We start from the raw sequence: 22,735 nt of genomic DNA on the forward strand, positions 1-22,735 counted from the left end.
ATGACCGTTAGTCTTGCAGGAACAGCGACGGCGGCCCTGCCCCCGTCAGGAGGGCAGGGAGGTTTACAAGCCTCCCAGAACCTCTTTGAACACATGGCCAACAGCACAAAGGGCATGCCTGCAGGCGCCAGCCCCCATCAGATCGGCGACGGTCTGATGGAGCGCCTGAATGGCTTTATCGATCGCTCGCGCACGTTCTCCGAGCGGGCCGACGTGCTGACCAATGGCCCCACGCCCGCCAGTTCGGCGACCCCCGGCACAGAGAAAAGCTTCTCGGTAGCGAACGCCTCCAGCACTGGTGAGCCGCCGAAAAAAGTGGGTGATCAGCAGATCGATCAGGTCGTGCATTCACTGGGCAAGATGTTCGATTACTCCATCGAAACCCAGATGGTGGTGCGCGGTGCCACGCAGATTTCCGGTTCCGCCAACACGCTCTTGAAAGGTCAATAAAACCATGTCCAGCCGCTGTCGTGCTTTGCGTTTGATGATCGTCGTCGTCCTGGCCGGGCTGTTGCAGGCCTGCGATATCGACCTGTACACCAACCTTAGCGAGCGCGAAGCCAACGCGATGGTTGCGGTGTTGTTGCGCGAAGGCGTACCGGCGTCACGCAAGGTCCAGGACGACGGTCAGCTCAAAGTGGTGGTGGATGAAAAACGCTTTGCCGAGGCCATGAAACTGCTCGATAAAGCCGGTTTGCCAGGGCAGACCTTCTCCAACATGGGCGCGGTGTTCAAGAGCAATGGTTTGGTCTCGTCGCCGGTTCAGGAGCGGGCACAGATGGTGTTTGCCCTGAGCGAAGAACTGTCCCACAGCGTGTCGCAGATCGACGGCATTATCTCGGCCCGTGTGCATGTGGTATTGCCGGATAACGATTTGCTCAAGCGGGTCATCTCACCCTCGTCGGCGTCGGTGCTGGTGCGTTATGAGCCGAACACCGATATCAATCAATTGATCCCGCAGATCAAGACGCTGGTCGCCAACGGCATTTCCGGTCTCAGCTATGAAGGCGTTTCGGTGACGGCGATCAAGGCCACCGTGACGACCGACAAGGCCGGTTCGCAACCACGGCTGGTCAGTTTCTTGGGCTTGTGGATGCTTGAAGACAACCTGCCCCAGGCGCGCATGATGTTTGGCGGCCTGCTGCTGTGCGCACTGGCCTTGGCGGGTGTGCTGGGCTGGCAACAATGGCAGCGCAGCAGGTCCCAGGCGTTGTACGTATTGGATGACCTCAAATGAACGCCCTGTCCAGCCAGCACCAAGCGTGGCAAAGCCTGCTTGATCAGCCGCTGAGCTTTGTCGGCGCGGAGCACGTAAAAGCATGCTTCCCGGCCAGTGTCAGCCCGCAACAATTGGCTGCACTGCGCCAACAGGAGCGTTTCCAAGAGCGCCTGCTGCAACTGCTCATGAGTCATTTCGGGTTACAGGCGCTGGAGCTTTCGGCGCAGCCCGACCCACTGGACCTGCCGGTGTTGCTGCTGCCTGCGCAAACCTTCCAGGAACTGCCACGCCTGTGCGGCGCGGTGTGGCATGGGTCGACCCTGAGTCGCGAGATTCGTGGCGATGTGGTCAGCGAACTGCGCCGTTTGTTGGGTAATGAGGTGTTCGCGCTGGCCCTTGCTCATCGTGGGGCGGGCGGAGCTGCCGACCTGCTGCGCCAACCGGCTGAGTTGCTGGAAGTGATTGACCGTGACGGTGCCGCTTGCGTGTCCGCCTGGCTGCGGGCGCAGCCTGCTGAGTTGCGCCAGTGGTTGAGCCTGCGTTTCGACGACCCACAGGTGCATGACCTGCAAATACCTGGCGCTCTCGGCATCGTGCGCAGCGTGGCGGCGAGCCGGACCCGACCAGCAGAGGAGGTTGCCTGATGAGCCAGTTACCTGACGAGCCAGTGACTGAGCTGGCTAACCAACTGCCAAGTCGTCCTGCGCTGCGCATCATTCGCGCCGCGCAGGCCCAGCAATGGGTGGATGGCTATGCCTTTCTGCAGGCTGCAAAAGACCAGGCCGAAGCCATCCGGAAGGACAGCGCCGACTGGCTGGAGCAAGCCCGCGCGCAAGGATTTGAATCGGCACGCCAGCAAGGTGCCGAACAGATCAGCGTGCTGTTGGCAGAAACCTCGCAACAGGTTGACGGATGGTTGGCTGGACTGGAAACGTCTCTGGCTGACCTGGCCCTGAGCATCGTCCGTGAAGTGCTCGATGAAATGGACGATGCCGAGCGCGTGGTGCGCTGTACCCGCAAGGCATTGAGCGCGTTTCGTCAGGATCAGGCCCTGACCCTGTTCGTGCCCCGCCAGGAAGTCGATGCGGTGCGGCGGCGGATCAAGGCCGAACAGGACAGCCTGCCAAACATTGCCGTGGAGTCCGACGATCAGTTGTCCGCCGGGCAGGCGCGTTTGAGCAGCCCGGTGGGTTCGGTGGAATTGGGACTTGAGGCGCAGCTGCAGAATCTGCGCCGCACATTAATTCCTTTTGCTGAAGATACGCAGTCTTGAACGTCGTCTTACAGGACATGCTGCCGCGTCTGGCCGAGCGATTGAGCGAAGCCCGTTTGCGGCCAATGAAAGGCACCATTCGCAGTATTCGGGGCGTTCTGCTGCGGGCCAGCGTGGCGGGGGTCAGCATTGGTGAACTGTGCCAATTGCGCGACCCGAGCAGTGGTCGCAGTCTGGCGGCCGAGGTCATTGGCTTTGATGAGGACGAAGCGATCCTCTCGCCCATCGGTTCCATGGAAGGCTTGTCGACCCGCACTGAAATTACCGCCACAGGAGAAACCCTGGGGGTCAGTGTTGGCGACGGACAGTTAGGCCGCGTGATCAGCCCCATGGGTGATTTTCTGGATGGCGACGGCATACCGCCGCTGGGTGTGATGCAGCGCTATCCGTTGCACGCCGAGCCGCCTGCACCCTTCAGCCGGCAGTTGATCGTCAACCCGATGTCCCTCGGCGTGCGCTCCATCGACGGCTTGCTGACATTGGCTCAGGGCCAGCGCATGGGGATCTTCGGTGAGCCTGGTGTGGGTAAGTCTTCGCTATTGGCGAGCATCGTGCGCAACACCGACGCCGACGTGATCGTGATTGGCCTGATCGGCGAGCGCGGCCGGGAAGTGCGGGAGTTGCTGGATGTGCAACTCGATGCTCAGGCTCGCGCACGCACGGTGGCCGTGGTCGCCACGTCAGACCGACCCGCTGCCGAGCGGGTGCGCTCTGCGTTCGTTGCCACGGCCCTGGCGGAATACCACCGCGATCAGGGGCGCAATGTGTTGTTGCTGATGGACAGCCTGACCCGCTTTGCTCGCGCCCAACGGGAAATTGGCCTGGCCGTGGGCGAGCCGCCGACCCGTCGCGGTTATCCGCCGTCATTCTTTTCTGCGCTGCCACGTCTGCTGGAACGCGCCGGTCCAGGGCAGACGGGCAGTATTACGGCGCTGTATACCGTGCTGACCGAGGGCGATGCGTCCATGGACCCCGTGGCTGAAGAGACCCGCTCGATTCTCGATGGCCACATCGTGCTCAGCGCTGAACTGGCTCAGCGCAACTACTTCCCCGCCGTGGATGTCCTGCGCAGCCGCAGCCGCTTGATGGATCAGGTGTGCAGCGAAGAGCAGCGCCACATGGCCATGCGCATTCGTGAGCTGATGGCGCGGCGCAACGAAATCGAAATGCTGATCCGCGTCGGCGAATACGCCGCCGGCAGCGACCCCCTGGCAGATGAAGCCATTGCCCGACATGACGCGATCGAAGCGTTCATGCGTCAGGGTTCCAGTGAACCGAGCAGCGCCGCGCAAACCCTCAAACATATGCGCAAGGTACTGGCATGAAGACTGCCGTTGAAAAGTCAGGAAAGGCCCAATGAAAACCAACGACCTGCGTAGTCTGCAAGCACTGCGTCAATTGCGTGAACAGCGCGCATCCAGCCAACTGGCGGCGCAACAACAGCGCTGCCGCGAGACCAACAGCGCACTCGATGACGCCAAGGAAAAGCTGCGCCTGCATCGCGAATCCATTGCCCGCGAAGCGGAGAAAATCTACGGCTCATTCAGTGAAGGGCTGTCGATCAACGCCTGGCACGCGGCGCAGGAACATTTGCAGGACTTGTCCGACAGCCAGCAGCAACTTGAAGTCAGTGTCAGCGAAGCCACTCAGACCCTGGAAACCCAGGAGCAGGAGCGGGAGGTATTCCGCATCGCCCGTATGGCTCGGCAACGTCAGGCCGAGGCCTGTGATTCGTTGCTCGACAGCCGTGAACGGCACGAGCGACGGGCGGGCGAGCACCGCGATGAGGCCGATGAAATGCCCCGTGCAATGCCCGGAGGCCTTGGATGACCTGTCTGGAAAACCAGCCATGGACGCCATTCGCCGCTGAGTTGAGCCATCTCGACCCGCAATGGCTGGCACTGCACAACCGTTTGCATCGCCAGCGCCAGCTCTGGACAGGCCAATGCGCAGGGCTAGCGATGACGGTGCAGTGGTCTGGCGCTGTGCAGTCTGCCGACACCGGGACCGAAGTGGCGCTGATCTTGGGGGATGCGCCGATCAAGATGACCTTGCCCGCTGCGGCGCTGGAACTGCTAGGCCTCAGGTCGGTTGATCTCGCCGGGCTGCCTGGTGCGATGCTGCTTGAGCTGGCTTTGCTCAGCGTGATCGAACCGGTTGAGCTATTGGCCGGGGTGCCGCTGCGGATTGTGGATAACAGCGCTGTGCTGGATACCCAGCCGTTGGTGTTGAACCTGACCATGGTGATTCAACTGGCTCAGGGCGGGCCGTTGAGCGTGGCGCTGCAACTGAGCGCCGTAGCCGCCACCTTGCTCGCCGAACTGCTTGAGCGACACGCCACGCCCGCTGCGCACCCACTGCCCGCGCTGAGGGTCCCATTGACGGTGGAGAGCGGCGAAGCCGAGCTGAGCGTTGCCGAACTGCGCAGCCTGAACCCCGGTGATGTGGTGATGCTCGATCACTGGCCTGACAGGCAGGCGCGCCTGGTGCTGCAAGGACGCCGCTTGCAGGCTCGGGCCGAGCTGCACGGCAACACCCTGACGCTGCTTGAACAACCGATTGCGCTCAATCTCTTGAAGGAAGACGACATGACTGGATCTGCCGAATCTGCTGCCTCGCAAAGCCTGGACTCGCCCCTGGATGATCTGCCGTTGAAGCTGGTATGTCAGGTCGGCAGCGTCGAGTTGTCTCTGGCGCAGTTGCGTGAGCTGGGCACCGGCAGCCTGGTGCAGCTGAGCCCGCAACTGCATGACGGCGTGGACCTGATGGTCAATGGTCGCCGGGTCGGCCAGGGCCAACTGGTGAAGATCGGCGACGGGCTGGGTGTACGTCTGCTGAGCTTTGCCACTCCATGAATGGATACCAGCCCAATCTGATCGAGATCATCGTTGTCGTTGCCAGCATCGGGTTGATCCCGCTGGCAGTGGTGACCTTGACCGGCTTCATGAAAATCTCCGTGGTGCTGTTCCTGATTCGTAACGCTCTGGGCGTGCAACAGACGCCGCCGAACATGGTGCTGTACGGCATCGCCCTGATCCTCTCGGTTTACGTCACGACGCCGTTGATTGGCGACATGTACCGGCAAGTGGAAGGGCGCAACCTGAACATGGAGAACGTTGAACAGCTCAAGGAGCTGGGCGATGCCCTGAGGCCGCCGTTGCAGGAGCACTTGAAGCGTTTCGCCAACGAAAGCGAACGGGGCTTTTTTGTACAGGCCACGGAAACCATCTGGTCCCCCGAAGCCCGGGCTGACTTGCGTGACGATGACCTGGTGGTGCTGGTTCCGGCCTTTGTCAGCTCCGAACTGACCCGCGCCTTCGAGATTGGCTTTTTGCTGTACATCCCGTTTCTGGTGGTGGATCTGCTGGTGGCCAACGTGCTGATGGCCATGGGCATGTCCATGGTTTCACCGACGCTCATATCGATACCGCTGAAGATTTTCCTTTTCGTCGCTTTGAGCGGCTGGTCGCGCTTGATGCATGGCCTGATTCTTAGCTACGGGTGATTTTATGGGGCAGGACGTTTTCCTTTCGTTGATGAACCAGGCACTGATGACCGTGCTCCTGTTGTCTGCACCAGCACTGATTGCTGCGATCCTGGTTGGGCTGGGTGTGGGCTTGTTGCAGGCGTTGACGCAAATCCAGGACCAGACCCTGCCGCAAGTGGTGAAGCTGGTGGCCGTGCTGCTGGTCATCGTGTTTGTCGGGCCATTGCTGGCCAGCCAGGTGGCTGAACTGGGCAGTCAGGTGCTGGACAACTTTCCGTTGTGGACGCGCTGACCCGGCATGGATGCAAACCTTGCCACGACGTTCATTGAGGTCGCCTATCCGGTGATCAGCTCGGCGGCCTTGTCTGCCAGCCGCGCCATGGGCGTGGTGGTCATCACGCCGGCGTTCAATCGTCTAGGGCTGACCGGGATGATCCGCAGTTGTGTGGCGGTGGCCATTGCCATCCCGATGTTCGTACCGGTGTTCGGTGCATTTACTGCGCTGCCGGAGCATGGCAGCGTGTTTCTCGCCGCTTTGATGATCAAGGAATTTCTGATAGGACTCTTGATCGGCCTGCTGTTTGGCATTCCCTTCTGGGCGGCTGAAGTGGCGGGGGAACTGATCGACTTGCAGCGCGGCTCGACCATGGCGCAACTGGTGGACCCTTTGTCTTCGGGGGAATCCAGTGTCATGGCCACTTTACTGACGGTGATGCTGATCACCCTGTTCTTCATGTCCGGTGGCTTCATTCTGATGGTGGATGGCTATTACCACAGCTACCAGCTCTGGCCCGTCACTGCATTCACCCCTTTGTTCGCCAGCTCGGCGCTGATCGCGGTGCTGCAGATTCTCGATCAGGTCATGCGCATCGGAGTGGTCATGGTTGCGCCGCTGATCATCTGCATGCTGGTCACCGACCTGATGCTGGCGTACCTGTCGCGAATGGCACCCAACCTGCACATTTTTGATTTGTCGCTGCCGGTGAAAAACCTGTTCTTCACGGTCCTGATGGTGATCTACATCAGCTTCCTGATCCCTGTGATGCTCGACCAACTGGCGGAATTTCGTGGCACCGTGGAATTCCTCAAGACGCTGGCGGGTTCGGTATGACGCTGTCGCTTAGCAAACGCGGTCCCTGTAGGAGCGAGCTTGCTCGCGATAGCGTTGGATCAGGCAGATTTCTTTTGACTGGGAAACTGCTATCGCGAGCAAGCTCGCTCCTACAGGGACCTCGTACTGAACGACAGCGTGGCGTAATCATGACCTCGCGAGGCAATCATGGCTGATACCAGCGAAGAGAAATCCCAGCCGGCCACGGACAAGAAGCTGCGCGACGCCCGGGATAAGGGGCAGGTTGCCAAGAGTCAGGACCTGGTGTCCGGTATGGTCATTCTGTTTTGCACGCTGTGCATTTCGATCATGGTGCCCAGGGCTCAAGCGCAGATCACCGCGCTGATTGATCTGGTGGCACTGATCTATATCGAGCCCTTTCATAGTGTCTGGCCCCGGGTGCTGGATACCGCCGAGCAACTGTTGCTGAGCCTGACCTTTCCAGTAGTCGGCGTCACCGTTGGGGTGGTGATCCTGACGAATATCGTCAGCATGCGCGGGGTGGTGTTTTCAGTCGAACCGATCAAGCCTGACTTCAAGCGCATCAACCCGGCCGAGGGCTTCAAGCGCATTTTCTCCATGCGCAGTTTTGTCGAATTCCTCAAAGGGCTGGTCAAGCTGGTGCTGCTGGCGCTGGCGTTTTACGTAGTAGGGCGTATGGCCTTGCAGGCGTTGATGGAGTCTTCAAGATGCGGGGCAGGGTGCATCGAATCAACGTTTTATCTGGTGCTCAAGCCGTTGGTGTTCACGGTACTGGCGGCGTTTTTGTTGGTGGGTGCAGTGGATGTATTGATGCAGCGCTGGCTGTTCGGCCGCGACATGAAAATGACCCGCAGTGAGCAGAAGCGCGAACGCAAGGATGTCGATGGCGACCCGCTGATCAAGAGCGAACGTCAGCGTCAGCGTCGGGAGATGCAGGCGCTGGCGACCAAGCTGGGTCTGAATCGTGCGTCGCTGATGATTGGCACCGCCAATGGTTGGGTAGTAGGCGTGCGTTATGTGCGCGGCGAAACCCCGGTGCCGGTGGTGGTTTGCCGAGCGGACCCACAAGATTCCAAGGCCATGCTTGCCCAGGCCACGACACTGAGCATCGCTCACGCCATGGACCCGAAACTGGCCAGCGAAATCGCCCGCCGCGCTGTGCCGGGCGATCCGGTGCCGGATAACACCTTTCAGGCGGTGGCGGACCTGTTGGTAGCGGCGCGGCTGATTTGAGGTGTAGCGATCAAATCTGGTCCTCTGTGGGAGCGGTGCTTGCCCGCGATGAGGCTGGCTCGATGCACCTGAAACACCGCAGCGTCTGCATCGCGGGCGAGCACCGCTCCCACAATTGATAGCGTTCCGCTTTGCTGATTTGCCATTATAAAGCCACCACGTTCCGGCCTTTATCACAACCTTTCACAGCATTTTGCAGGTGATCACAGTAAGAATTGGCGAAGTCCTTTTTTCGCTTTTTTACTTGCGGCCTTGCCTTCAAGGTCAGCCTTACCTTGCGAGGCGCTCATGAACATCACGCCCAAAACCGACACCACTCCACGCGAAGGTTTTGTCGATTTCGAGTCAAGGCTCAAGCGCAGCATTCTGCTTGCAACTAAAGGCAACGAAGAAAAAAAGCCTGACCGCATCGCGACGGATAACGAGACATGGCCGCCCATTGACGGCACCAGTGTGTCGGTGACGGACAACGGCGACATGCGTTATGAGCGTGACGGGCAGGGTGTCGTGGTTGCCGCCTCGACCAATCCGCAGTTGTTCAAATTCCTCAAGCAACTTGACTCGTTGAACCAGTCCGCTGCGCAGAAAAGCCAGGTGCAGAGCGCCATTGATAACGGCAACGTCATTGCCGATCGCAATACCGAAGTCCCGGCGTGGGCAGACATCAAGAACTTCGAATGGCAGGGTGAACTGGAAACGGCTGAAGTCGTCACTTACGTCAATCAGGACGGGGACAAGGTCACGGTCTCCAAAGCGCTCACCCCGGAGCTGTTCGCGAGCATTCAGCAGATGGGCCTGTCCAGGGTCACCCTTGAAAATCGCGTCAACAACGAAGGCCGTGAAGTCGCCGACGAGAATGTCTACGTTGCCGAGCACGACATCATGAAGCCCGGTCTAGAAGATGATCTGGGCAACGGCGTAATTGAGTTTGAAAGCCGTGACGGCAAGAAGTACGTGGTTTCTGAATTCCAGAACAAAGAATTGTACGACCGGGTCTCGGACAAGAGCAGCGACGGCGTGCAAGGCGACATCCAGACGATCCGCGATGCGCACGGGCTGGGCAATCTCGACGATCTGGATATTCTGAGCAAGCCCACCGGCGTGAAGGCGGACGAAAAGGACAAAGAGTCTGAAGACCTGACGGTGGTCGAGCTCGCCACCAAAAACCTGATGGACAAGTACCAGAAGCTGGTCGACGACAAGAAAGTCGACAAGGACAGCGATATCTACAAGCTGGTCATGGCCATTGAGGCCAAGGCTGCCATGGAAAGCGGGCGTGAAATCACGCCGTACGTGGAGGACCCCCGCGGCGCAGAATCCTGGCGCAAGTTCGACGACGAAGGGGAAACCCTGACCGACGCCGACATGCAGGACATTCTCAACGGCAACAATATCGACAAAGCTCTCAGCGAGCTGTTCGCCAATGGCGATGGCGAGAAAGACAAGATCGGCAAGGAATATCAGGCTGAGATGGACGCGGCCATCGAGAAAGTCAGCGGTGGCGACAAGGAAGCCCTGGCCAAGGACCTGCACAGCAAGCTCACCAGTCTGGAGTTTGTCGAATACCTCAACGATCTTGAGAAGTCCGGCAAGAACGCGGAAGGCCAGTCAGATGTGGCGCGCCTGCTCTCCAGCCTTGAGTTGCTTGATCCGGAATTGGCCAAGGATGCCCAGGCCGAGTTGAAGAAAAACAGCGTGATGGCCGAAGTCGACAAGCTGATGGCCGACCCCGGCGGCATCCCCGATGAATACAAGGAGCTGGCCCTCAAGGACATTTTCTCGGCGCTCAAGCAAGGCATCAAAGGTATGGCGGACATCCCCCGCCGCACTCAGGACACCATCGAGAAATTCATCAATGAGCTATTGGATAACAAGACCAAGCTCAGCGATTTCTCGGACCAGATGGACAAGCTCAACAAAGGCGAGATCACCCAGGCGCAGTTCGAGGAAAACCTCGCGGGTAAATACGTGGGGGCCGAGGACAAGGAGGGCTTCAAAAAAGCCATCGGTACGCTCAACAAAAACGGCGTATTCGGCACTGCGGCAGGCTTCACCTCGTTGGGTGGCGCCATTTACATGCTGTCGGCCAAGAACGGTCAGCTCAGCGACGATCCGCTGGAACGTCTGGCCATTGCCAAGGACTTCATCACCTTCCTGGGCTCGGGCGCGCAGTTCGAGAAGACCGGCGTCTTTGATCTGTTCACCAAAACCAATACCGCCGAGCTGCTGGGCTTGAGCAAGTCCTTGCCGGAGATCTGGGGCAAAGAAGCGCCGTGGACGAAAAAGATCGATGCAGCGCAGGCGGCCAACGACGTTCCCGCTGTGGACGAAGGCCTGCAAAATCGACTGGAAAGCGTCTACGAACTGCAGAGTATCAATGCGGGTAACGGAGGCGGCAACGTCATTGATCAGATCGGCCTGGTCAACGAAGTCAACGAAGCAGGCACGCTTTCTCAAGATGTCAGCCGCGAACTGCTGGACGATATCGTCACCCGCGCGGGCGGCAATCCTCCGGGGGATTATTCGAAATACGGCAACCTGAACGAGTTGGCAACGGACCTGAACCTGAACATCACTCAGGACTCCCTTCTGCAGAGCATCAATGCCCAGCGTGCGGCTGCTGACCTGCCGCCCCTGGACGCTGATGATGCTGGCAACATCGCCACAGAGCTGGAGCGCGCTGCCAACACCGCCGCACCAGAGTCGGTGGCCAGCTCGGGCTATTCCAATTACAGCGACGCGGTTTCCACGCTGTATGAAGACGCTGTCGAGTACATGACCGCCCGTGATATTCCACCGCCGACACGAGAGGCGTTCGCTGCCGGGATCGAGGAGCAACTGGATCGCAACGGCCAAGCGGTGCCTGCTGATAATGACCGGGTTAATCTTGCCGAAATGCTCGGCAATGGCGAGATTGATCGCGAGTCGATCAACGTCATGCTCGAAGCGGACAACCGCCCCGTCCCCGCCGATGATGTAGTCGACAGCATGCGCATCTCCGTTGCGGACGCGGCTGCCGGAAGCGCGGGCGCCGGTAGCCTGGTGGACGTGCAAAGCGTTACGCAAAGTGTTGAAGGCGTTGCGCCGGAAGGTGCCGCCAAAGTGTTGCCTAACGTCTCGGCGCGAATTGCAGGGTCCGTGGTCAAGGTGCTGGGCGTAGCTCCGGATGTCATGAGCATCGCCGACATCGTCATGGGCGGAATCGCCATTAAGGATGGCATCAAGTCAGGCAGCGATCTGGCCATTGCCAACGGCAGCCTTCAGATCGTCTCGGGTGCGGCCGGGACTGTCGCGGCAGGCATCGGCATCGCGGGATTGATCACTCCGGCAATCGGCGCCATTGCAGGCGCCACAGCACCGCTGTTCCTGATCACCGCGGGCCTGGGGATTATCACTGGCATCATCAGCGTGTTCGTCGACCACCAGAAAAAACAGAAGGCGACCGATAAGGAAGGCCAGTGGTTCAAGGACCAGGCCGAGCTGGGCTTCGCGCAGAGCGACTGGGGCGACAAGCTTGAATACGGTCGTTACAGCTTCTACGAATACGAAGGGCGCGATGCCCCGGATGACCAGAGCATCTTCGATTATCAGGCCGAGGAGTGGAAACACTTCCAGGAAACGCCGCAGGATCAGGGCTCATCAATGATTCGTCTCGATGAGAGCCTGCACAAGGACAAAAATGGCATCGTCGGCGAGAACACCAATGGCTTGCCGATGGACGTCTACAACAAGGCCTATTACGACGCGCACAAGGAAGAGATCGAGACCATTCGCGAGAAGTGGGACGACTGGAATGGCAAGGACGATATCGTCAGCAAGAAGGACTTCGAGAAGATCCTCAACGATGGCGACGAGAAGGAAAAAGCCGCCGCCGAATTCATCCTCAATGACAAAGGCTTCTTCGACTTGCTGGATAACCTCTGGAAGAAAGACAAGCGCGATACCAAGCTCAGCACCGACGATCTGGATACGTGGCTCAAACTCATCGACGTCATGGACCGCACCCCGGGCGAGACGGTGTTTTACGAGAAGCCGGAATCCAATAGTCCTTATCGGTTCAAGTAGACAGTGAGCAAGTCAGAGTGCTGTCACGCGCTCCATCGGGTTAGAGATGGTCTGTAGGAGCCGAGCTTGCTCGCGATGAACGATGACGCGGTGCGCCCGCTAAATCATGGTGCCCTTATCGTCGGAATGCCGCCCAGACCAAGCCTCGCTCCTACAGGGGCATACGTTTGCCGTTCGACAGCGCGTCGGGTCCGGCGCTACTCAATTCCCCCCCGAACACACCAGCTCCACTGGTAGCAGCCGGGCCTGGTCGGCGGCGATGCGGGCGGTCCAGAAGTCGGCGCCCTGATTGCGGGCTTCATTCATGGCCTCGCGCAGTGTTGCATTGGCCAAGGGTAGCAGTGAAGGTTTGTCTTGTTTAAGCAGCAATTGCGCCTTGATCCGCAGTAATTCAGGCACGAACCATCGTTCGCCTCGGGCCTGGGCGATGTGCAGGGTTTCGCTGATCACTTCCAGTGCCAGTTGTTCAAGACCCAGCAACGCCAGTCCTTGGGCATATTCACTGCGCAACAGGCTGTAAAGCGGACTGTCGCCCTGAGCGTGCAACTGCAGCAGGGCCTCACCCAGGCGCGGCACGCTTTCTTCCGGCGAACCCTGACGGATCAGCAATATATTCTCGAAACACAGGGTGAACTGATGCCAGATGTGCAGATCGTTCCCGGCCATGCTGTCTTGCAGCAACGACAAGTAATAACGGGCCTTCTGCAAATGGCCGACCAGCAATGTGGTAGGAATCGCGCTGAGGCACAGGGTGTACCAAAGCGTCGCGGGGTGGTTGAGAGTAATGGCCTGGCTGACATTCTCATCAATGATCAGCATTGCCGGGCCAACGTTACCTTGCAGCAGTTGAATTTGCGCCTTCAGCGAGCGAGCGGCGATGCGCTGATCGAAATGCTTGTCGATCACGTGCGCATCGGCAGGGAGTGGAGAGCTCAAGGCTTCCAGGATTGCTTGCCGGGCGCCGTCGAGATCCGCCATGTAAAACAGCGCCGTGGCGCGCATGCGTTTGGCGAGCAATTCACGCTCGGTGCTGTTGGAGCTCTTGCTCAGGGCTGAGTAGCGGTCAGCCAGTTCCAACGCTTCGGGGTAGTGGTTACTGCAGCAGCGGTCGTTCCACAGACCCCAGAGGGCGCGCAGTTGGTGTTCGGTATCGTCGAGCATCCGCGCGTCCTCGCTGACCTGCAGCCAGGCCTGACGAATCTTTTCGCCGGCGCCATAAGTCAGGACCATCACGCTGGCTGAAACCGTCAGCAGCAACATCCGCTGACGGGGCTGTATCGGGGTCAGGCGATTGTGGTTTTCCAGGCCGCGATGGACCCAGTCATGGCATTCGCCAACCAGTGAAAGGCGCAGCCAGAGTGGCACGCTGATAAGGGTTAGCTCGATACCCAGGTCAACATTGCCGCTGTCCGAATACGCCCAGTCCAGCGCAGCCCGGACGGTATCGATCAAAGCCCCGTACTGCTCAAGCCAGGCACTAGGTGAAGTGCTGGCGAGATTTTGCACTGCCTGTTTCAGCTCCAGCAGCGCATAGGTGGCGTGACGCAGCGCACAGGCATCGGTTTCTGCGTGCTGGGCAAGTTTTTGTGCTGCATACAGGCGCGTGGTTTCCAGTAATCGGTAGCGTTTGGCCGGGCCCTGTTCGCAGGCGATCACCAACGATTTGTCCATCAGGCTTTCCAGCAGTTGCGTAAGGTCCTGAGTGCCGGTGAGCGCGACGACGTCCTTGACTGCCCCAAGGGTGAACAGTCCGGTGAACACGGACAATTGACGCAGCATGGCCTGTTCATCAGGCGAGAGCAGGGCGAAGGTCCAGTCCAGGGCCGCGCTCAACGTCCGATGACGGGGCAGAGCGGTGCGTCGACCGGTCATCTGCAAGCGAAAACTGCCATCCAGCAAATCCACCAGGTGAGCAATGCCAAACGCCCGGACCCGAGCCGCAGCGATTTCGATGGCCAAGGCATTGCCGTCCAGTTTTCGGCAGATCTCGGCGGCGGCCGGCACATCCTGATCGGTGAAAACGTAACCCAGATCGTGAGCAGCGATGCGCTCGACCAGGAGGCGAATGGCGGGATAGTCCAGAGCCTTCGCGGCGGTCAAAGCACTGGCATCGGTAGGCGAGGGCAGCGGCGCCAGGTCGTGGACAAACTCGCCTTCGGCATGCAGCGGCTCACGGCTGGTGACCAGTACTGAACAGTGCGGGGCGTTGCGCAAGATCGCTTCCACTGAAATGGCAGCTTCCTCAAGCACATGCTCACAGTTGTCGAGAATCAGCAGTGCCTTGCTCGCTGCCAATTGGCTTGTCAGCACCTGAAGTGGATCTTCAGTGGTGCAGTTAATGCCCAGTGTCGAAGCAATGACCACGCTGACCCGTTGGGTGCGGCTCACCGGGGCCAGGTCGATAAAGCTGATGCCCTGCGGGTATTGCGCCAGCAGCCGGTTTGCGAGGGCGAGCACCAGAGTGGTTTTGCCGATGCCGCCGGGGCCAGTGATGGTGACGAACCGTCGGCTGGCGATTTGTTCTTGTAGAACATCGAGTAAGGCATCCCGGCCGATGATCTGACTCATCATGCCCGGCAATTCTGCGTTGGGCTCCTGCGCAGCGGCCTGTTCGGGAGCCAGTGCCTGGGTTGCGACCGGCGCGACGAAGCGATAGCCCCGGCCAGGTACCGTTACGATGTAACCAAAATCCCCGTCATCCCCCAGTGCGCGGCGCAAGGTGACGATTTGTGCGCGCAGGTTGCACTCTTCAACCACGAGCCTGGGCCACACCAATGCAAGCAATTCGGCTTTGCTCAACAGTTCGCCCGAGCGACTGGCCAAGGCAATCAACAGTAGCAGTGCACGGCTGCCCATCGGTACAGGTTCGCCATTCCTGAGCAGCAAATGCTGCCTGGGTAAAAGCACAAACGGGCCGAAGCAGATCGCCTCTTCCGGCTCAGACCTGTCAGCGGCTTCTGAGGCGCCGGGCATTCCGGGACTGACTCTGTCGAGATTCATGAGTAAACCTTTAATGATGAGGTTCTTATCGTCCAGTCAGGCTGCAGTATCCAACCTGATGGTTACGGCTTTGAGTGCTTCTGAATCCTTGATGTCAACAAGCCACAGATCTAGCCCAAGGACTCAGGTGCAAACGCACTAGGAACAATCACAGTGCAATTGTCGAAGGATCAATAAACGCACCAGAAGTGAGCGTTCTTCAGAGGGTGTAACTTATAGTGCGCAATGACTTCGGGTCTGTTTCTATCTAGTAGGTAACCTAAGCAGGTTGTGTGCCAGTTGTTATGCATTAGCTGGAAGTGTAAGTGCTTGAATGATATCGGGAACTATAGTGCTGTTGAATGGTCGTCACGCTATATGTTCGGAAATCCGAACTTTATTGTTATTCCGTTCGGAAAGCCGACGGTTGCTGAGTGTGTTAACCAATGCGTAAGTTAATCCGTGAGCATCGAGGGATGCTGGATAGCGGTGCAGGCAGGATATCGGCGAGAATCACCAAGCGCTTGATGAATGTGCGGTGTACCCAGGATTGGCGTACACCGCATCTTCTATCGAGGAGTATCAGCTTTGTGGACGCTGCTTGGTGGCATCCAGTTCAGCTTTCTTGCCAGTGGTGATCTGGGTGATCTCGGCAGATTTGGCGATCGCCAGATCGAAGGTGTCAGTCATTTTGGCAATGGCTTCCACCGCCGTGCCGTTCAGCCCGCCTTGAGCGGCCCATTCCAGGTTCCAGACCCCGGATAGGTTGTCAGCCCCCGCCACGTCGTGGGTTTCAATGGCGGTGAAGACATCCGAGTGTCGGGTCATGTAATCCGCTGCCGCCGATACTTCTGCCGACACATCGTCTGCCGGCGCATTGGCCAGGCGCGAAAGCTCATCGGCATTGATCGCCGACTTGCCATTGTCTTTCAGATAATCCACGAGAATCTGGCTGGACTTCGCAATGTCCAGCTTCGCATCAAAGCTGGAGGATTTATGCGAGCTGGGAGTTGAGCTGGTAGAGGGCGGTGTAGCTGAGACTGTAGACATCGAATTCTTCCCTGGCAGAGTTATATGACAGTTCGTAATGGTCTCCAATACAACTTTCAGCCCGCAGGTGTTCGCGCTGATTTAATAAGTGGCTGCGAGAATACAAAGTTGACGGAGGTCCCGAGTATCCATTAGCCCGACAGCCTTAACAAGCCTCGTTCAGCTGTTTGGTTTGGCGATGAGCCAGCAGGTGGATTTAATTTGAACGGGTTCACATAAAATTGAAGGGGGGCTCGAGTTTTGCCTGGGGTAACAAACATAATGTTCTTACAGTCAAACGCCGATTTAAATCACTAAGTGACCTTTGCTTAATGGTTCAGTTCGGCGTCTGGCAAATTGGATCATGCCCCGCAGATCAGTGCTTATTGCCCTCGGCGGGCATCGCCAACAGCTGTTTTTCCATGTTCCAATCGAACGGTTCTTCGTTCTGTTCGGCTTCATAGCGACGCTCTTCAAGCGACTGATAAAGCTGGATTTCCTCGTCCGGCATGAAGTGCAGGCAGTCACCGGCAAAGAACCAAAGCAGGTCGCGCGGCACCAGATGGGCGATTTGCGGGTAGCGCTGGATCACCTGGCAGAGGATGTCCTGGCCCAGATACTGGCTTTCGATAGGGTCTTGCGGCAGTAACGTCAGCAGTTCGTCGAAGCGCTCCATGAACAGCGCATGGCTTTCCTCAGGAACCTGCTCGGCCTCGCCCAGTGCGACCAGGATGCTGCGCAGGTGGGCCAGCAGGTTCAGTTGGTGGTCGAGAGTGGCGTCGGCCATGGTGGAATCCTCAAAAACAAAAAAACAGGCGCGAGAGTATAAAGCTCTGCGCGCCTGCTGTGGGATTGGGCTGACGAGCCCTTGAATAAATGAGCCCTTTTATCGAATTTTGCCCTCGGTCAGCGTCAGCTCCTCTTTATCGAAGTCATCCACATCAATCACCTTGCGGCGTGCCGCTTCCGCTGCGCGCAGGGTTTCGGCCTCGGCTGATTGCAAGACACTGGCGTTCAGCGCTGCGTCGATGACGTGTTCACCAGCAGACGGCTGGAACTGGCCTGCCTTGAACGCCACGTGAAGCTTCTTGTGCAGCGGTTTTGCGGCGTTCAGCAAGTCGCTGGCATGTTGCAACGCGCCCACGGCATCGTCCGGGTTTTGTGGGCGGTAGCAACCGGCGAGCAATTCTTCCAGAGTCGGATCGCCCTTCGCCCGGCCCAATACGCTGGCCACTTGCGCGTCCAGTGCATCGGATGGGCCTTTGTGACGACGGCCGAACGGGAAGACGACCCCGCGAAGCAGAACGCCAAGGACCCGATTCGGGAAGTTGGTGAGCAGTTCGTCCAGCGCGCGCTCGGATTCGCCCAGCGCTTCTTCCATGGCCCAGCGGAACAGCGGTTGCAGATGCTCCGGATAATCCAGGTCGTGATAACGCTTGAGTGCGGCCGAAGCCAGGTACAGATGGCTGAGGACGTCGCCCAGTCGCGCAGACAAGCGTTCGCGGCGTTTCAACTCGCCACCCAGCATCATCATGCTCAGGTCGGCAAGCATGGCAAATGCAGCGGCCTGCCGGTTCAGGGCGCGGTAGTAGCCCTGACTCAGGTGATCGCCGGGTGCCTTTTCGAAACGACCAAAACCGAGATTGAGGATGAAGGTACTGGCGGCGTTGCTCACGGCAAAGCCAATGTGATTGAGCAGCAGGGTGTCGAACTCGGCCAAGGCCTGTTGCTGGTCTTCACGACCCACCAGGGCCATTTCCTTGAGCACGAATGGGTGGCAGCGAATCGCGCCCTGACCGAAGATCATCAGGTTGCGCGACAGGATGTTCGCGCCTTCAACCGTGATGAAGATCGGTGCGCCTTGCCAGTTGCGGCCCAGGTAGTTGTTCGGGCCCATGATGATGCCCTTGCCGCCGTGTACGTCCATGGCATGGGTGATGCATTCGCGGCCACGTTCAGTCAGGTGATACTTGAGGATCGCCGACAGTACCGACGGTTTCTCACCCAGGTCCACGGCATTGGCGGTCAGCATTCGCGCGCTGTCCATCAGCCAGGCGTTGCCGCCGATTCGTGCCAGAGACTCCTGAATACCTTCAAATGCCGACAACGGCACATTGAACTGCTCGCGCACCTGCGCATACTGGCCGGTGACCAGGCTGGTGAACTTGGCGGCGCCGGTACCCACTGCAGGCAGAGAAATGGAGCGGCCTACCGACAGGCAGTTCATCAACATCATCCAGCCTTTGCCGAGCATCTCCTCACCACCGATCAGGTACTCCAGAGGGATGAACACATCCTTGCCGGAGTTCGGGCCGTTCATGAACGCTGCGCCCAGCGGCAGGTGACGGCGGCCGATTTCCACGCCCGGCGTTTCGGTGGGGATCAACGCCAGGCTGATGCCCAGATCTTCTTCTTCGCCGAGCAGGTGTTCCGGATCGTAGGCTTTGAACGCCAGGCCCAGCAGGGTGGCAACCGGGCCGAGGGTGATATAGCGCTTTTCCCAGTTCAGGCGCAGGCCGATGACTTCTTCACCTTGCCACTGGCCTTTGCAGATGATGCCGGTGTCGGGCATGGCTCCTGCGTCGGAACCCGCCAGCGGGCCGGTCAGGGCGAAACACGGAATATCATCGCCACGGGCCAGACGCGGCAGATAGTGGTTGCGCTGCTCGTCGGTGCCGTAATGCAACAGCAGTTCGGCAGGACCGAGGGAGTTGGGGACCATAACGGTAGACGCCAGGTCGCCACTGCGGGTTGCCAGCTTCATGGCCACTTGCGAGTGAGCGTAGGCCGAGAAGCCTTTACCGCCGAATTCTTTCGGGATGATCAAGGCAAAGAAGCCATGTTGCTTGATGTGTTCCCAGGCCCGGGGCGGCAGGTCCATGGCCTGACCGATTTCCCAGTCCGTGACCATCGCACATAGCTCTTCGGTAGGGCCGTCGATAAAAGCCTGTTCTTCTTCAGTCAGCTGGACTTTCGGATAGCTGAGCAGCAGGTCCCAGTCCGGGCGACCACTGAACAGCTCGCCGTCCCACCAGACGGTGCCGGCGTCGATGGCGTCGCGCTCGGTTTCAGACATGGGTGGCAATACTTTTTTGAACCAGCTGAACATCGGCGCGGTGAAATGCTTGCGCCGCAGGTCAGGCAATGCAAGGGGCAATGCCACGGCCAGCAGGGCAATCCAGAAGATCGCCATCAGCCAGCCCGGCGCGTGACTGAACACGCCCATCGCCAGCAGGTAAACCGCAACCACGCCTAGCGCAGGCAGCGGCGACATCCGACGGTGCGCCAACCAGGCGATGCCGATAACCAGAACCACAATCCACAACAACAGCATAAGTAATCCTCCGTGATGACAGCAGCGAGCAGCCACTATCAAGAGCCGGGACATGTTCCGTCAAGACGGGGCCCGATCGAGTGCATGGATAGTGACCCTGGCGGGGAGGGGGAGTTTCACTGCATGATTCGGTCTCAATCTGAAATGCGGCCCCTGTGGGAGATTCTATGTTTGCCCGCAAGCGGATGTGACGTGGGACCGGCTTTAGCCGGGAAGGCGGCATTTCAGACGATAAATATCGGATGGATGTACTGGCCTCTTCCCGGCTAAAGCCGGTCCCACGTCGTCGCGCCACTATTGAGATCACTTTTGTGGGAGCGGTGCTTGCTCTGGGCGGCCTTATCGTCGGAATGCCGCCCAGAGCAAGCACCACTCCCACATAAAGCACCACCCACATGACTGTATTTCAGGTCTATCCTGTCGCCCACTCTCGAGGAGAAACCAATGCTTAAAATCTGGGGTCGTACGAATTCTTCCAATGTGCGCAAGGCGCTGTGGATTGCTGAAGAGCTGGGGCTGGCGTATGAGTCTGTAGCGGCGGGCGGGGCGTTCGGGCTGGTTGACGGGCCTGAGTATCGGGCGAAAAACCCCAACGGGCGCATCCCGATGATCGAGGATGGCGACTTCGTGTTGTGGGAATCCAACGCCATCGTGCGTTATCTGGCAGCGCGCCATGCTCCGGATTCGGCACTTTATCCGGCTGACCCGCAACAGCGGGCCGTGGCGGACAAGTGGATGGACTGGACGACTTCAAGCTTTGCCGATCCCTTCCGTCATGTGTTCTGGGGCGTATTGCGTACTCCGGCCGAGCAGCAAGACTGGGTTCAGATCAATGGCGCTATCAAGACCGTCCAAAGCCTTCTGGTCATGGTTGACGAAGCGCTGACCAGACAGCCTTACCTATCGGGTGATGAATTCGGTATGGGTGATATCCCGCTGGGCAGCTTTATTTATGCCTGGTTTGAAATGCCGATTGAACGACCGGCCATGCCACACCTCGAAAGCTGGTACGAGCGCCTTAAAGCACGGCCCGCTTATCGGTCTGCTGTGATGACTGCTTTGACCTGATGCGTCAGGTTGATGCCTTGTGTTGATAGCTACTATCAATAGATCGCGCTGTACTTGAGCGGCGTAGCCAAGCACCATTGCATGGCGCGCCGCAGTTGTAATCAAGTGTGTACGCCCTCATCTTCATCCTCTATTTCTTGACTGGTATTTTTTCCGATATGAGTTCTGCTCTGTCCATCCGGCAGCTAACCAAAACCTACGGCAACGGTTTCCAGGCATTGAGTGGTATCGATCTGGATGTCGCCGAAGGTGACTTTTTTGCCTTGCTCGGCCCCAACGGCGCCGGCAAATCCACCACCATTGGCATCATTTCCACCCTGGTCAACAAGACCAGTGGCACGGTGAACATCTTTGGCCATGACCTGGACCGCGAGCCCGCTGCGCTCAAGCGCTGCATCGGCGTGGTGCCCCAGGAATTCAATTTCAATCAGTTCGAAAAAGCTTTCGACATCGTCGTGACTCAGGCCGGCTACTACGGCATCCCGCCGAAGATTGCCAAGGAGCGCGCCGAACAGTACCTGACCCAGTTGGGCTTGTGGGACAAGCGCGACGTGCCGTCGCGTTCACTTTCGGGCGGCATGAAGCGCCGGCTGATGATTGCTCGCGCCCTGGTCCACCAGCCGCGCCTGTTGATTCTCGACGAGCCAACCGCAGGTGTGGACATCGAGCTGCGCCGTTCGATGTGGAGTTTTCTCACTGAGCTGAACGAGCAGGGCACGACCATCATTCTGACTACTCACTACCTTGAAGAGGCCGAGCAGCTGTGCCGCAACATCGGCATCATCGACCACGGTGTGATTGTCGAGAACATGGGCATGAAGCAGTTGCTCAACAAGATGACGGTCGAGACGTTCCTGCTGGATCTGAAGAACGAGTATCAAGTGGCGCCGCAATTGGTGGGCTACCCGAGCAAGCTGATCGACAGCCACACCCTGGAAGTCCAGGTCGACAAAAAGGTCGGTATTACCGCGTTGTTCGGTCAACTGGCGACGCAGAACGTCGAGGTGCTGAGCCTGCGCAATAAAACCAATCGTCTTGAGGAGTTGTTCGTGTCCCTGGTGGAAAAAAACCTGTCGAAGGTGGCGGTATGAGCAACCCGACCGGCTCCGAGCTGCGGCCCAACCTGATTGCGCTGAACACCATCATCTATCGCGAAGTGCGACGCTTTATGCGCATCTGGCCGCAGACACTGCTGCCGCCAGCGATCACCATGGTTCTGTACTTCGTGATCTTCGGCAACCTGATCGGCCGTCAGATCGGCGACATGGGTGGTTTCACCTACATGCAATACATCGTGCCGGGCCTGATCATGATGTCGGTGATCACCAACTCCTACGGCAACGTGGTATCGAGCTTCTTCGGTGCCAAGTTCCAGCGTTCGGTGGAAGAGCTGATGGTCTCGCCGGTATCACCCCACACCATCCTGGTAGGCTACGTCGCGGGCGGCGTCTTGCGCGGTTTGATGGTTGGCGTGATCGTCACCATTCTGTCGATGTTCTTCACCGATCTGCAGGTTCACCACCTGGGTGTCACGGTCGTGGTGGTGGTGCTGACTGCGACTATCTTCTCGCTATTGGGCTTCATCAACGCCGTATTTGCGCGTAACTTCGACGATATTTCGATTATTCCTACATTCGTGCTGACGCCACTGACCTACCTGGGCGGAGTGTTTTATTCGATCAACCTGCTGCCGCCGTTCTGGCAGACCGTATCGATGGCCAACCCGGTCCTGCACATGGTCAACGCGTTCCGCTTTGGCATTCTGGGTGTCTCCGACATCCGCATCAGCATCGCCATGGCATTCATGGTGGTCGCGACTATCGTCCTGTATCTGGGCTGTGCGCGGTTACTGGTGAGCGGACGCGGGATGCGCCAGTAGATGCTTAAGATCCTGTTGGAGCGAGGCTTGCCCGCGAAGAACGATAACGCGGTGTGTATGCCAAACCGTGTCGCCT

At 58.7% G+C, this 22,735-nt stretch carries 19 protein-coding genes; 15 read left to right on the forward strand and 4 right to left on the reverse strand.

The genetic code is table 11. The features are described from left to right. From IV01_RS18815 to IV01_RS18760, 12 genes are all read left to right on the forward strand, one after another. A complete protein-coding gene (locus tag IV01_RS18815) occupies window positions 1-450 on the forward strand; it encodes a hypothetical protein (RefSeq protein ID WP_032627000.1) in 450 nt (149 codons plus the stop codon). 4 nt (window positions 451-454) lie between these two features. Next, window positions 455-1,237, forward strand: coding sequence for a type III secretion system inner membrane ring lipoprotein SctJ (sctJ, locus tag IV01_RS18810; protein ID WP_032627001.1), 783 nt, complete (start codon window positions 455-457; stop codon window positions 1,235-1,237). Beyond that, window positions 1,234-1,863, forward strand: coding sequence for a hypothetical protein (locus IV01_RS18805; protein ID WP_032627002.1), 630 nt, complete (start codon window positions 1,234-1,236; stop codon window positions 1,861-1,863). Before sctJ ends, IV01_RS18805 begins: the two co-directional genes overlap by 4 nt. Next, window positions 1,863-2,492, forward strand: a complete 630-nt coding sequence (sctL, locus tag IV01_RS18800; RefSeq protein WP_050507320.1) for a type III secretion system stator protein SctL — start codon at window positions 1,863-1,865, stop codon at window positions 2,490-2,492. The genes IV01_RS18805 and sctL overlap by 1 nt, the downstream gene beginning before the upstream one ends. A gap of 17 nt (window positions 2,493-2,509) precedes the next feature. Beyond that, window positions 2,510-3,817, forward strand: a complete 1,308-nt coding sequence (locus IV01_RS18795) for a FliI/YscN family ATPase (protein WP_032627003.1) — start codon at window positions 2,510-2,512, stop codon at window positions 3,815-3,817. 31 nt (window positions 3,818-3,848) lie between these two features. After that, window positions 3,849-4,322 (forward strand): hypothetical protein, encoded by a 474-nt coding sequence (locus IV01_RS18790; protein WP_032627004.1) that lies wholly within the window; start codon window positions 3,849-3,851, stop codon window positions 4,320-4,322. After that, window positions 4,319-5,347 (forward strand): type III secretion system cytoplasmic ring protein SctQ, encoded by a 1,029-nt coding sequence (gene sctQ, locus IV01_RS18785; protein ID WP_032627005.1) that lies wholly within the window; start codon window positions 4,319-4,321, stop codon window positions 5,345-5,347. Before IV01_RS18790 ends, sctQ begins: the two co-directional genes overlap by 4 nt. Continuing rightward, entirely contained in the window at window positions 5,344-5,997 is a 654-nt protein-coding gene (gene sctR / locus IV01_RS18780; protein WP_032627006.1) for a type III secretion system export apparatus subunit SctR, read from the forward strand. The genes sctQ and sctR overlap by 4 nt, the downstream gene beginning before the upstream one ends. A gap of 4 nt (window positions 5,998-6,001) precedes the next feature. Then, window positions 6,002-6,271, forward strand: a complete 270-nt coding sequence (locus tag IV01_RS18775) for an EscS/YscS/HrcS family type III secretion system export apparatus protein (RefSeq protein WP_032627007.1) — start codon at window positions 6,002-6,004, stop codon at window positions 6,269-6,271. A gap of 6 nt (window positions 6,272-6,277) precedes the next feature. After that, window positions 6,278-7,090, forward strand: a complete 813-nt coding sequence (gene sctT / locus IV01_RS18770) for a type III secretion system export apparatus subunit SctT (RefSeq protein ID WP_032627009.1) — start codon at window positions 6,278-6,280, stop codon at window positions 7,088-7,090. Between the two features lie 168 nt (window positions 7,091-7,258). After that, window positions 7,259-8,305 (forward strand): EscU/YscU/HrcU family type III secretion system export apparatus switch protein, encoded by a 1,047-nt coding sequence (locus IV01_RS18765; RefSeq protein WP_032627011.1) that lies wholly within the window; start codon window positions 7,259-7,261, stop codon window positions 8,303-8,305. A 288-nt stretch (window positions 8,306-8,593) separates the two neighbouring features. Continuing rightward, entirely contained in the window at window positions 8,594-12,370 is a 3,777-nt protein-coding gene (locus IV01_RS18760) for a hypothetical protein (RefSeq protein ID WP_032627013.1), read from the forward strand. A 201-nt stretch (window positions 12,371-12,571) separates the two neighbouring features. Here IV01_RS18760 and IV01_RS18755 read toward each other — a convergent pair whose 3' ends face one another. The 4 genes from IV01_RS18755 to IV01_RS18740 all read right to left on the reverse strand — a co-directional run bounded on the left by IV01_RS18755 (window position 12,572) and on the right by IV01_RS18740 (window position 19,712). Continuing rightward, window positions 12,572-15,370, reverse strand: coding sequence for an ATP-binding protein (locus tag IV01_RS18755; protein ID WP_080290231.1), 2,799 nt, complete (start codon window positions 15,368-15,370; stop codon window positions 12,572-12,574). A gap of 561 nt (window positions 15,371-15,931) precedes the next feature. Then, window positions 15,932-16,399 carry a hypothetical protein gene (locus IV01_RS18750; RefSeq protein WP_032627017.1) on the reverse strand — a complete coding sequence of 156 codons (468 nt, stop codon included), beginning with the start codon at window positions 16,397-16,399 and terminating at the stop codon, window positions 15,932-15,934. 355 nt (window positions 16,400-16,754) lie between these two features. Beyond that, window positions 16,755-17,165, reverse strand: a complete 411-nt coding sequence (locus IV01_RS18745) for a PA2817 family protein (RefSeq protein WP_032627018.1) — start codon at window positions 17,163-17,165, stop codon at window positions 16,755-16,757. A gap of 99 nt (window positions 17,166-17,264) precedes the next feature. Further along, entirely contained in the window at window positions 17,265-19,712 is a 2,448-nt protein-coding gene (locus IV01_RS18740) for an acyl-CoA dehydrogenase (RefSeq protein ID WP_032627020.1), read from the reverse strand. 444 nt (window positions 19,713-20,156) lie between these two features. Here IV01_RS18740 and IV01_RS18735 point away from each other — a divergent pair, with 444 nt between their 5' ends. The 3 genes from IV01_RS18735 to IV01_RS18725 all read left to right on the forward strand — a co-directional run bounded on the left by IV01_RS18735 (window position 20,157) and on the right by IV01_RS18725 (window position 22,659). Next, window positions 20,157-20,780, forward strand: a complete 624-nt coding sequence (locus IV01_RS18735; RefSeq protein ID WP_032627021.1) for a glutathione S-transferase family protein — start codon at window positions 20,157-20,159, stop codon at window positions 20,778-20,780. Window positions 20,781-20,938: 158 nt separating this feature from the next. After that, the gene (locus IV01_RS18730; RefSeq protein ID WP_032627045.1) at window positions 20,939-21,871 is read left to right on the forward strand and encodes an ABC transporter ATP-binding protein; all 933 of its coding nucleotides are present in this window, start codon (window positions 20,939-20,941) and stop codon (window positions 21,869-21,871) included. Further along, window positions 21,868-22,659, forward strand: coding sequence for an ABC transporter permease (locus IV01_RS18725; RefSeq protein WP_032627023.1), 792 nt, complete (start codon window positions 21,868-21,870; stop codon window positions 22,657-22,659). Before IV01_RS18730 ends, IV01_RS18725 begins: the two co-directional genes overlap by 4 nt. Window positions 22,660-22,735: the final 76 nt, after the last annotated feature.

The sequence above is a fragment of the Pseudomonas syringae genome (genome assembly GCF_000737245.1).
GTDB lineage: Bacteria > Pseudomonadota > Gammaproteobacteria > Pseudomonadales > Pseudomonadaceae > Aquipseudomonas > Aquipseudomonas syringae_J.

What these genes read in the sequence shown, in the direction of transcription:
- IV01_RS18815 (WP_032627000.1), top strand. Translation starts at nt 1, where the DNA reads ATGACCGTTAGTCTTGCAGGAACAGCGACGGCGGCCCTGCCCCCGTCA.
- sctJ (WP_032627001.1), top strand. Translation starts at nt 455, where the DNA reads ATGTCCAGCCGCTGTCGTGCTTTGCGTTTGATGATCGTCGTCGTCCTG.
- IV01_RS18805 (WP_032627002.1), top strand. Translation starts at nt 1,234, where the DNA reads ATGAACGCCCTGTCCAGCCAGCACCAAGCGTGGCAAAGCCTGCTTGAT.
- sctL (WP_050507320.1), top strand. Translation starts at nt 1,863, where the DNA reads ATGAGCCAGTTACCTGACGAGCCAGTGACTGAGCTGGCTAACCAACTG.
- IV01_RS18795 (WP_032627003.1), top strand. Translation starts at nt 2,510, where the DNA reads ATGCTGCCGCGTCTGGCCGAGCGATTGAGCGAAGCCCGTTTGCGGCCA.
- IV01_RS18790 (WP_032627004.1), top strand. Translation starts at nt 3,849, where the DNA reads ATGAAAACCAACGACCTGCGTAGTCTGCAAGCACTGCGTCAATTGCGT.
- sctQ (WP_032627005.1), top strand. Translation starts at nt 4,319, where the DNA reads ATGACCTGTCTGGAAAACCAGCCATGGACGCCATTCGCCGCTGAGTTG.
- sctR (WP_032627006.1), top strand. Translation starts at nt 5,344, where the DNA reads ATGAATGGATACCAGCCCAATCTGATCGAGATCATCGTTGTCGTTGCC.
- IV01_RS18775 (WP_032627007.1), top strand. Translation starts at nt 6,002, where the DNA reads ATGGGGCAGGACGTTTTCCTTTCGTTGATGAACCAGGCACTGATGACC.
- sctT (WP_032627009.1), top strand. Translation starts at nt 6,278, where the DNA reads ATGGATGCAAACCTTGCCACGACGTTCATTGAGGTCGCCTATCCGGTG.
- IV01_RS18765 (WP_032627011.1), top strand. Translation starts at nt 7,259, where the DNA reads ATGGCTGATACCAGCGAAGAGAAATCCCAGCCGGCCACGGACAAGAAG.
- IV01_RS18760 (WP_032627013.1), top strand. Translation starts at nt 8,594, where the DNA reads ATGAACATCACGCCCAAAACCGACACCACTCCACGCGAAGGTTTTGTC.
- IV01_RS18755 (WP_080290231.1), bottom strand. Translation starts at nt 15,370, where the DNA reads ATGAATCTCGACAGAGTCAGTCCCGGAATGCCCGGCGCCTCAGAAGCC.
- IV01_RS18750 (WP_032627017.1), bottom strand. Translation starts at nt 16,399, where the DNA reads ATGTCTACAGTCTCAGCTACACCGCCCTCTACCAGCTCAACTCCCAGC.
- IV01_RS18745 (WP_032627018.1), bottom strand. Translation starts at nt 17,165, where the DNA reads ATGGCCGACGCCACTCTCGACCACCAACTGAACCTGCTGGCCCACCTG.
- IV01_RS18740 (WP_032627020.1), bottom strand. Translation starts at nt 19,712, where the DNA reads ATGCTGTTGTTGTGGATTGTGGTTCTGGTTATCGGCATCGCCTGGTTG.
- IV01_RS18735 (WP_032627021.1), top strand. Translation starts at nt 20,157, where the DNA reads ATGCTTAAAATCTGGGGTCGTACGAATTCTTCCAATGTGCGCAAGGCG.
- IV01_RS18730 (WP_032627045.1), top strand. Translation starts at nt 20,939, where the DNA reads ATGAGTTCTGCTCTGTCCATCCGGCAGCTAACCAAAACCTACGGCAAC.
- IV01_RS18725 (WP_032627023.1), top strand. Translation starts at nt 21,868, where the DNA reads ATGAGCAACCCGACCGGCTCCGAGCTGCGGCCCAACCTGATTGCGCTG.